Annotated in this window: 6 protein-coding genes; 2 read left to right on the top strand and 4 right to left on the bottom strand. The window is 68.3% G+C overall.

Annotated features, from left to right (window positions below):
- Window positions 1-1,163 (bottom strand): sialidase family protein (locus G6O54_RS35925; RefSeq protein ID WP_165235532.1); only part of this gene is annotated, 1,163 nt, incomplete at its 3' end.
- A gap of 125 nt (window positions 1,164-1,288) precedes the next feature.
- Between G6O54_RS35925 and G6O54_RS35920 the strand changes: the two genes are divergently transcribed.
- A complete protein-coding gene (locus G6O54_RS35920; RefSeq protein ID WP_165235520.1) occupies window positions 1,289-1,906 on the top strand; it encodes an NUDIX domain-containing protein in 618 nt (205 codons plus the stop codon).
- On the opposite strand, the gene G6O54_RS35915 is transcribed toward G6O54_RS35920, so the two are convergent.
- Window positions 1,862-3,112 (bottom strand): alpha/beta fold hydrolase, encoded by a 1,251-nt coding sequence (locus G6O54_RS35915; RefSeq protein ID WP_165235517.1) that lies wholly within the window; start codon window positions 3,110-3,112, stop codon window positions 1,862-1,864. The two genes, G6O54_RS35920 and G6O54_RS35915, sit on opposite strands and share 45 nt — an antisense overlap.
- Before the next feature lie 360 nt (window positions 3,113-3,472).
- On the opposite strand from G6O54_RS35915, the gene G6O54_RS35910 reads away from it, so the two are divergent.
- On the top strand, window positions 3,473-4,069 hold the full coding sequence (locus tag G6O54_RS35910) for a LemA family protein (protein ID WP_165235514.1): 597 nt from the start codon (window positions 3,473-3,475) through the stop codon (window positions 4,067-4,069).
- 15 nt (window positions 4,070-4,084) lie between these two features.
- Here the strand turns inward: G6O54_RS35910 and hrpB are convergent, their stop codons facing one another.
- Complete coding sequence (gene hrpB, locus G6O54_RS35905; protein ID WP_250847244.1) at window positions 4,085-6,676, bottom strand: ATP-dependent helicase HrpB; 2,592 nt, start codon at window positions 6,674-6,676, stop codon at window positions 4,085-4,087.
- A gap of 49 nt (window positions 6,677-6,725) precedes the next feature.
- A complete protein-coding gene (locus tag G6O54_RS35900; RefSeq protein ID WP_165235511.1) occupies window positions 6,726-8,552 on the bottom strand; it encodes a peptidylprolyl isomerase in 1,827 nt (608 codons plus the stop codon).
- Window positions 8,553-8,902: the final 350 nt, after the last annotated feature.

Genomic DNA, 8,902 nt, shown 5'->3' with positions numbered 1-8,902 from the left:
TTCGACGATCCCCGGGCCAGGGCGTCCAGCTCGTCCAGCCGTAAGCGGACGGAGACGATGTACGGGGGCTGGTCCGCATCCCAGTGGCCGTAGGTCGTCAGGACGAACGTCCCGTCGGCGAGGGTCTCCACGCCGGCATAGCCGCAATCCCAGCCGTGCCGGTTGTCCATGAGCCGCACCCGGTAGGCGCCGTTGCGACCCTTGACCACGTCGTCATACGTCCCGACCCAGGCGACCCAGTCGCCGGCCGTCGGGCTGCCGGCGGCCGTGTCACGGAACGAGACGAGCAGGCGGCCGTCGGGCGCGAACTTCGCCACGTGACGATCGCCGGTGAGCGATCGGGGAAGCTCGCGGGGCTCGCTCCAGGTGCGGCCCTCATCGTCGGACGTGATCAGGTGGGAGTTCCGCCTCCGCGAGTTCTCGCGGAGCAGGACCGCGAGCTGGCGTCCGTCCGGGGAGCGGATGGCCCCGGGCTCGCAGAGGTGGAGCGGGGGCTTGCTCGAGATCGCCTCCGGGGCGGTCCACGAACGTCCGCCGTCGCGTGAGAGGGTCTTGAAGACGGTGAACGCCCCTTCCTTCCCCCCGCCGCGTCCGATGCCCCGGTCTCGGAGGTAGCGGCCGTCGTCGTGGAAGAGGGCCATGTAATCCCCGGAGGCGAGCCGCACGAGGCTCGACATCGCGACGATCCCGCCGAATTCGCCGATGGGCTTCAGCGGAGTCCACGTGGCCCCGTCGTCTTCGCTGACCGACTCCCTGATCGGGTAGAGGCCGGAGAACAGGATCAGGCGCTTCGTGCCGGCGGCGTCGATGACGCGGTGGATCGTGGGAGTCTCGAGGGATGTCTGCCAGTTCTCCGGAGTCGGGAGTCGGTCGGACCAGGTCCGTCCCCCATCACCGCTCCGCTTCATCAGGATCGGGCCCTTGCCGTGGCCCCGGGGATAGACGACCAGGATGGTCCGGCCGTTCTCCAGCAGGACGGTCGTGGGGTGCCCGAGATAGCGTCCGGGCTCGCGATCGACGACCACCCGACGGCCCGCCTCCGACGGATTCGAAAGGTCGATGCAGACCGCGCCACCGAAGAGCGGGCCCCTTGCCTCCTGCGAAACGGCCGGAGCGGTCGACAGGAGCAAGGCCAGGAAGGGCCACGGAGGCAGGCATCTCATGGTCGAATTCCCCCCATTCTCTCGATCGGCCGGTGGGCGATCCGGTGTATATTAGACGGTCGGATCATGCCCTTCCGGCTCGTTGCGTGGCAGCGGCCCAGAATCCCAATGTCCGAGGTGCGCCGGTGAGTCACCCGTCGAGCGAGCGCGTGCTGGTTGTCCCCGCGGAGGAGCTGGACAGGCTCGGGCGCTTTCAGGGTTTCGACGGCGAGGCCGAGCGTTACCTCACGGCGCTCTTGGTCCCAGAGCTGATGTCGTACCGGGCCCGGTCGGAGGTCGAGGACGATCCCGGGTTCAAGCAGATCATACCGTATGTCATCCTCCGGTCCGCCGGTTCCGTCTTCTGCTACACGCGGGGCAAGAGCCAGGGAGAGGCCAGGCTCCATCGCAAGCGATCGCTGGGAGTCGGGGGACACGTCGCCGAAGCGGACGCCGACGGGCGCTGCAGCCGCGAAGCCTACGAGATCGCCATGAGGCGCGAGCTCGAGGAAGAGGTCGAGGTCCTCGCCCCCGGGACCATGAGGCTGGTCGGCCTCATCAACGACGACTCGACCCCGGTGGGGTCCGTCCACCTGGGCGTCGTGCACGTGCTGGACCTGGAATCGCCGCGCGTCCATGCGCGCGAGGAGGGGCTGGCCGAGGCGGAGTTCGTGGCCATCGACGACCTCGACTCGGGCGAGGACGAGTTCGAGACCTGGTCACGGATCTGCATCGACGCCTACCTGCGGCCCCGGGTGAGCTGAAACCGAACGGGGGATCTGCCGCGTCTCGCCGCTCCGGCTCGTGGACAACGAAAGCGCCGTGCCCGGGAGCGCGGAAGATGCCCCGGGCTGGTGCCGATCCAGCCACTCGATGAGGACCGGGAAGATCTCGTGGGGCGCGTGCCGGCTCCAGGCGAGGTCGCAGTGGGCGTAGTCGGCGACGTGGCCATTCGCCTTGCCGAAGACGTACATGGTCTTGTCGGCGCTACCCAGCGCCTCGAAGGTCAGTCGCGTCGAGGGGACGTCCGAGATCAGGTCGGCCGCCCCGGCGACCATCAGCGTCGGCGTCCGGATCTGGCCGAGCCGCGCCGCATAGTCGATCCGGCCGTCCGACGAGAGCAGGTGGCCGTCCCTCAGATAGGGTTCGAACTGGGCCAGGAGCCCCGGCCCCGGATCCTCGAGCGTATAGGCGTAATAGCGCGAGATCGTCCGCGGGTCCACGTTTTCCGCCGAGTAGTAGAATCGGTCGATGCCTTCCATGCCCGGCAAGCGGTGGTACATGAGCGGCCGGCCCAGCCGGCCGGGGCTGGCGACGCGGAGCAGCCCGCGGATCGCCGCATTGGCCCGGAGCATCTTCGTCTGGGGGACATTCGCCTGGATGATCGTCGAGCCCATCCCGACGAAATTCGCGAATCGTTCCGGCCGCTCGTTCAGCTCGAGGAAGGGGTAGGCGACCATGCCCCCCAGGCTGTGGCCGATCCAGTTGACCTGCTGCCGGCCGCTGTCTCGCTCCACGTAATCCAGCACGGCCGGGATGTCGAACCGGACCATCTCATCGATGCTCCAGTTGCTCTCGCCGCTCTCCCGGAAGGGGGTCCCGCGGAGGATTCGATTGATTCGATCCTGCCGGCCCGGCTTCCCATTCTCCCCGGAGGCTCGGATGTCGAAGACGTAGACCTCGTAGCCGTGATGCGTAAGCTGGGCCGGCAGGTGATCGTCCGTCAGCGTCCAGAACGTGGCGTTAAGCCCCATCCCGTGGCATAGGATCACCGGCAACTTGTTTGGATCCGGATGATCGGGCCGGTAGTGGCGGACGCCCAGCCGCCAGCCGTCCTGCGTGTATGCATAGCCGTCGGTGCAGGGCCGCAGGTCCGGGGAAGGCGCATTGATGCGCATCGAGACGCAGCCCGGCATCGCGAGTGCGACCACGAGCCACGCGGCGGATAGTCCCCCGGCGTGCCGATTCATGGCGGTGGGCAGATCCTTCCGGCCAACGACAAGGCCGCGGTCTTCCTGACCTTGCGGCGCGGCTCATCCTACGCGAGGACGCCGATCCTGGGAATGCGAACTGACCCATCCCGGCGGGCTCGCCCAAGACTATCGGCGCGTTCTCGCCCTTGGCTTGAGGCTTCCATGCACGCCGGACCGGTCCCCTCGCCGCTCCTCGTGGGGGAGTCGCACCCAAATCGCGATGGACTTGCCCCTTCCCCCCTTGTTTCCCATGCCTACATGGCCCAAGATCGATAAGTCCCGACACGGGAACGATACGGCTCGCTCGGGCCGCTCCGGAAGGCATTCAGGTCCATTCGATCGCGGAGTACTGCATCCATGCCCGGCTTCTGGGGATTCATCGGGATCGTCGCTCTCGTCGTGGTCTTCGCCCTCCTCTGGATGATCGGTGCCTACAACTCCCTCGTCTCCCTGCGGAATCGCTTCAGGACCGCGTTCAGCCAGATCGACGTCCAGCTCAAGCGCCGGCACGACCTGATCCCCAACCTGATCGAGACCGCCAAGGGCTATCTGGCGCACGAGAAGGGGACGCTCGAGGCCGTGACCGAGGCCCGCAACAAGGCCGTCTCGGCGATGCAGGCGACGTCCAACCCGGCGAGCGCGTCGGCGATGGCCGGACTCGCGGCGGCCGAGAGCCAGCTCAGCGGTTCGCTCGGCCGACTCTTCGCCGTGGCGGAAGCCTACCCGGACCTCAAGGCCAACCAGAACATGCTCGCCCTCCAGCAGGAGCTGGCCTCGACCGAGAATCAGATCGCCTCGGCCCGTCAGATGTTCAACGCCTCGGTCATGAGCTACAACACGACGATCGAGAGCTTCCCGACCAACCTGGTCGCCAACGCCATGGGCTTTGCACCGGCGCAGCTCTTCGAGCTCGAAACCGAGAAGGAACGCCAGGCCCCCCAGGTCTCGTTCTGAGCCGCGAGCCTCGGTTCAGCGTTCGCGCTTCTTCGGCCCGGCAATGGCCCGGGCCTGGAGGGGATCCTCGGGCCACGAGTGCTTCGGGTAGCGGGCACGAAGATCCTTGCGGACCTGGTGATACGTCGTCGCCCAGAAGCTGCTGAGGTCGGACGTGATCTGGGCCGGGCGGTAATTCGGGCCCAGCAGGTGGAGCAAAACCGGCACGCGTCCCCGCGCCAGCCTCGGCGTCTCGGACCAGCCGAACAGCTCCTGCAATCGGACTTCCAGGACCGGAGGGCGCCCAGCCTCGTATTTGAGCGCGATCTCACGGCCGCTCGGCACGGCCAGCGTCCGCGGAGCGCCCTCGGCCATTTCCCGGCGCTGGGCGTAGGTGAGGAGCCCGTCCAGGAAGCCGACCTTGTCCGCGTGCCCGACCTCCGCCGCCCGGGTCTTCCCGCGACAAAGGTCCACGAGCCCGTCCGCGAGCGTTTCCTCATTGATCTGCGGCCAATCCACCTCCGGGACGGCCCCTCGGACGAAGTCGAATCGGGCCAGCCAGGAGGCGGCGGGCGGATCATCGCGGAAGATCGAGGCGGCCTTCGGGCGGAGTGCCGATGCCAGAACGGCGGCGGCTTCCTCGGCGGGGACCCGGCGGCTGTCGTCCTCGCGGATCACGAGGTCCAGGAACCAGAGCCGGCCGATCCCGACGACCCGGTCCCGATCCGGGTCATAGCGGGTCGATAGCTCGCGCCGGAGGAGGCCCGGCAGGAGCTCCTCCAGCCATTCCGGTCTCACCCGGCTCGCGATCCTCACCTTGAGCTCGAGGGTCGCGCCTCGCCGCTCCTGCCTGGGATCGAGCGCGAGGAAGAGCTCGTCCTCGCGGACGACCGAGGAGGGCTCCAGCCTGACCCCGCGGCCGCCGACCATCACGCCCGTCTCCTCTGCCCCGCGGCGCCGGACCAGGCGGTCGGGGTAGGCGAGGAGTAGCCAGCGGAGCGGTTCGTCATCGAGGTCGCCGTCCGATGCCGGGCCCCGATCTCGCGGTGCGGAGCTTCGGCGACGGACCAGCCGAGCAAGCTCGTCCCGGGAGCGAGCGACCTGCTGTGCGGCGGCCGGATCGATGCCACGTTCGCGGAGCCCGGAATGGAAACGGGCGCGCTCGGCGTCCTCGAGCATGGACAGGCGGATCAGGAGGTCGGAGGTCCCCCGGGCTCGGTCGGGCCGGACGCGATCCTTCGACCGCGACTCATCGCCACGGGAGGCGATATCCTTCTCGGAGAGGAGGGCCGCGACGGCGGCCCCCTCGTCCGGCCTTCCCGCGTCGGCGGCCGCGAGCAGCAGGCGTCCCAGCCGCGGGTGGACGGGGAGATCGAGCATCCTGCGGCCGACTGCCGTCGGGGTCCCTCGGTCGGCATCGACGGCCCCGAGCAGGACAAGCAGGCGATCCGCCGCCTCGAGCCGGTCCGGGGCAGGGGCCTCGTACCAGGCGAACGCCGTCGGGTCGCGAACGCCCCAGGAGTGGAGCGTCAGCACCGTCGAGCAGAGGTCGACGCGATGGACCTCCGGCGTTTCGAATGCGGCACGCCCGCGCTCCTCGCGGGGCGGCCAGAGACGGATGCATCGCCCGGGCCCGGTCCGCCCCGCACGGCCGGCGCGCTGGGCCGCCGACGCCAGGCTGATCCTCGCCAGGTCGAGACCGTCGAACCCGCGGCGAGGGTCGTGATGGGCGACCCGCGCGAGGCCGCTGTCGATCACCGTGGTCACCCCGTCGATGGTCAGAGAGGTCTCCGCGATGTTCGTCGACAGGATCACCTTCCGTTCGGACGACGGGCGCAGGGCCCGATCCTGCGCCTCCGCGGGAATCGATCCGTGGAGCACGTGGAGGACGGCGCTGGCCTCGCGGACCGCCCCCTCGGCCGCCGCGCGGACCTTGCGGATCTCCGCCATTCCGGGCAGGAAGATGAGGACATGCCCGCGATCGCCGGGTGCCTCCAGGACGTCGCGGAGGACCGGGACCACCGCGTCCGGGCCGGCGGGCCGCTCCGACGGGCGGTACTCGACCTCGACCGGGAATGCTCGCCCGTCGACGTGGAGCGTCGGAGCCTCCTCCAGGAACGTGGCCACCGGCTCCGCGTCGAGCGTGGCGGACATCACGATCAGGAGCAGGTCCGGGCGGACCTCCCGTCGGACCTCCTTCAGCAGGGCGAGCGCCAGGTCGGAATGGATGCTTCGTTCGTGGAACTCATCGAGGACCACGGCCCCGACCCCCTCCAGGAACGGGTCGGACTGGAGCTGGCGGTTGAGGATCCCCTCGGTCTCGACGATCAGGCGGGTCCGTGCCGAGACGCGGCGTTCCATCCGGACCTGGTAGCCGACCTGGTCGCCGAGGTCCCAACCCTGCTCGGCGGCGATCCGTGCGGCCGTCGAGCGGGCGGCCACGCGGCGGGGCTGGAGGACGACCACCCTGTCATTCGGCGGGGCAAGCAGGCCGCTCCGGACGATCGCCGGAGGCAGCCGTGTCGTCTTGCCCGCGCCGGGGGGGGCCGTCAGCACGATCCGTCCATGGTCGGCGAGCGCCCGGAGGATCTCCGGCATCCGCTCGTCGATCGGCAGGGATTTCATCATGGTGTGCGTCTTGAGTCATGAACCGTCGGTCGGGGCCGGGGGCGATCCGTCACGTGCTCTTCACGGCGACGAGTCGTCCCCGGATGAATCGGTAGTACGTCCCGCCGGGCGGGGTTGGGTGCAGGTTGCTCCGATTCGGATTGGCGTTGCCCGCGTAGGCCAGCACCGTGGCGGACGTGGCCTTGAAGCGGACCCGGCCCTTGCGGCCGATCATCTGATTCGGCCCGTCGCCGGCGATGAGCCGGGTCCGGCCGAACCAGCCGTGGAGCAGGGACTCGCTGCCGCCGGCCTGCACGGAGTTCCGCCGACCGTGGCCCCCATCCAGGGTCACCGGCACGGTCACGTTCGAATCGACCGTGATGTGGGTGTTCGCCTTCGTGCCGTAGGCGACGATCTGGATCAGCGAGTTGGTGGTCGGCTGGATCCGGTCGACCTGGCCATTGACCAGGACGACGATCTTTTCCCCGCCCGAGGGGGTCGAGCTCGGTTGCTGGAGGATGCGAATCGTGTCACTCCCGCCGCCGACCTTCGGCTGCGGCGAGACGATCAGGACGTCGTCGAGCAGCCTCACGGCGCCGGTGTTCACTTCCTGAACCCCCACATTGACGCTCACCGTCGCGTTCAGGCTGGAGAGCGTGGCCGGGAACGAGTTCGGGCCCGTCGAGCTGACCTTGTACTGGAACGTGTCCGCCCCCACGTAGCCGGCATTGGGCGTGTAGAGCACGGTCCCGGCGGATGCGTTCAGGCCGCTCAGGGTCCCATGCGCGGGCTGAGAGACGATCGAGTACGAGAGCGTGCCGGGGGTCGATGTATTCGGGAAACCGCTCGTCCCGTTGAGCTTCACGGTCACCGGCGTGGCGCCCTGGGTGGACGTCGACACGTCGTTGGCCAGGGGGACGAAGTTGATCGTCGGACTCGTCGGCCCGGTGTAGGAACCGACCGTGACCTTGAAGACCTCGGTCCGGGTCGTGCCGTCGGTCGGATCGGTGGCCGTGACCGTGATGTTCGCGGTCTGGCCGGCCAGCGCGGACGACGTGTCGATGTGGACCACGCCGTTGACGTTGCTGGACGAGAGCGTCGCGGAGTTGATCAGGATCGGGTCGGTCGGCAGCGAGGTCTCGTTGTAAACGGAGTTGTATGACTTCTGGACCTGGGTCATCTTGCCGAGGATGTCCGACCCGGAGACGATCTGACCGAAGATGGTGTGCTTGTAATCGAGGAACGTCGGCGTCCCCGTGGTGATGAAGAACTGGGTATTGTTCGTGTTCGTGCCGACGCCGGAGTTGGCCATGGCAAGCTGGCCCGTCCCCGTGAAGGCGATGGGCTGGACCAGTTCGTCGGCGAAATTGGCGTAGGGGCTGGTCCCCGAGCCGTCCTGATTGACCGATCCACCCTGGACGATGTAGTCCGTGGTGCCGGGGAAGTTGTTCATCACCCGGGCGAAATTCTTGCCGTTGTAAAAGCCGTCGCTGGTGAACTTGGAAATCTGGGTAACGGTGTTCGGCGTGAGGTCGGCAAAGAGCTGGAAGACCATGGAGCCGGTGAAGGCGATGTCCGAGCTGGACGCGGCCTGGTGGCTTACGTTGAGTGTCCAGTAGGGGCCCTGGGCCACCGACACCGCGATCTTCGGATTATCCGAGGTCACGGTGTAAGTCTGAGTGCCGTTGGTGTTTCCGCTGCCGTCGAGGGGGAGCTGATAGCCCATCTGGGCCGGCACCGACAGGTTGCTCAGGGCTCCCAGCGAAGCGGTGGGCAATTGCCGGCCTTCGAGGATCTCCACCAGCGGCCGCCGGCGCCCCGCGGCCGCCGGATTCGCCGACGATCGCTGGGCCTGCCTCGTCCCGAGCTGGACGGTCTTTAGGATCCGCTCCCACATAGCCGCTCTCCTGGCTCTCGAAAGCTGCCGGCGCGGGGCCCCCCGGTCGAGGGACTTCCGGTCCGAACTATCCTAACCGGTCTATCGGCCGTGCAGGTTGATCGGCTTGAGCCCTAAGCGGCCGCAAGGGGCTCGCCGACCCCGACCGATCGGCCAGCCCTGGAGGTGAACTTCCGGAGTCGACCCGGCGAAAGGCAAGTTTGTTGAAGACCCTGCCCTGAGAGGATGGCTAAGCCAGGTGGTTAGGAGGGGGCAGGGCGAGGCTGGCGCGATGAAACGTTGGCCTGGACGACCTGGACACCTTGTCCCGGAATCGTTGCGCGAGATCGCAGGCCGTGCGGCGGCCCATG

The organism is Aquisphaera insulae (assembly GCF_011064615.1).
Taxonomy (GTDB): Bacteria; Planctomycetota; Planctomycetia; order Isosphaerales; family Isosphaeraceae; genus Aquisphaera; species Aquisphaera insulae.
Note: the sequence above shows the minus strand (reverse complement) of the source record. Positions and strands in the feature narration are given on the sequence as shown.

What these genes read in the sequence shown, in the direction of transcription:
- G6O54_RS35915 (WP_165235517.1), bottom strand. Translation starts at nt 3,112, where the DNA reads ATGAATCGGCACGCCGGGGGACTATCCGCCGCGTGGCTCGTGGTCGCA.
- G6O54_RS35910 (WP_165235514.1), top strand. Translation starts at nt 3,473, where the DNA reads ATGCCCGGCTTCTGGGGATTCATCGGGATCGTCGCTCTCGTCGTGGTC.
- hrpB (WP_250847244.1), bottom strand. Translation starts at nt 6,676, where the DNA reads ATGATGAAATCCCTGCCGATCGACGAGCGGATGCCGGAGATCCTCCGG.
- G6O54_RS35900 (WP_165235511.1), bottom strand. Translation starts at nt 8,552, where the DNA reads ATGTGGGAGCGGATCCTAAAGACCGTCCAGCTCGGGACGAGGCAGGCC.